We start from the raw sequence: 326 nt of genomic DNA on the forward strand, positions 1-326 counted from the left end.
ATAAAAATCTCAAAAAGTAGTTATTTAGGAGGTAACTAAAATGGAAAAGTTAATGGTATTAAATGAAGAAAAATTGAGTTATGTAATTGGTGGAGGAAATCCTAAAGTAGCACATTGTGCTAGTCAAATTGGTAGATCAACGGCTTGGGGTGCAGTTAGCGGTGCAGCTACTGGAACTGCAGTTGGTCAGGCAGTTGGTGCATTGGGTGGTGCTCTTTTCGGTGGGAGTATGGGCGTTATCAAAGGCTCAGCAGCATGTGTAAGTTATTTAACGCGTCATAGACATCATTAATTGTTTTTGAGTAAAATGTGAAAGGCAAAAAATA

At 38.3% G+C, this 326-nt stretch carries 1 protein-coding gene; it reads left to right on the forward strand.

The genetic code is table 11. The annotated features are described in order from the left end of the window. Positions 1–40: 40 nt before the first annotated feature. On the forward strand, positions 41–292 hold the full coding sequence (locus EIZ39_RS26260; protein WP_003549751.1) for a bacteriocin class II family protein: 252 nt from the start codon (positions 41–43) through the stop codon (positions 290–292). Positions 293–326 lie beyond the last annotated feature (34 nt).

The organism is Ammoniphilus sp. CFH 90114 (genome assembly GCF_004123195.1).
In the GTDB taxonomy this organism is placed as follows: Bacteria; Bacillota; Bacilli; order Aneurinibacillales; family RAOX-1; genus YIM-78166.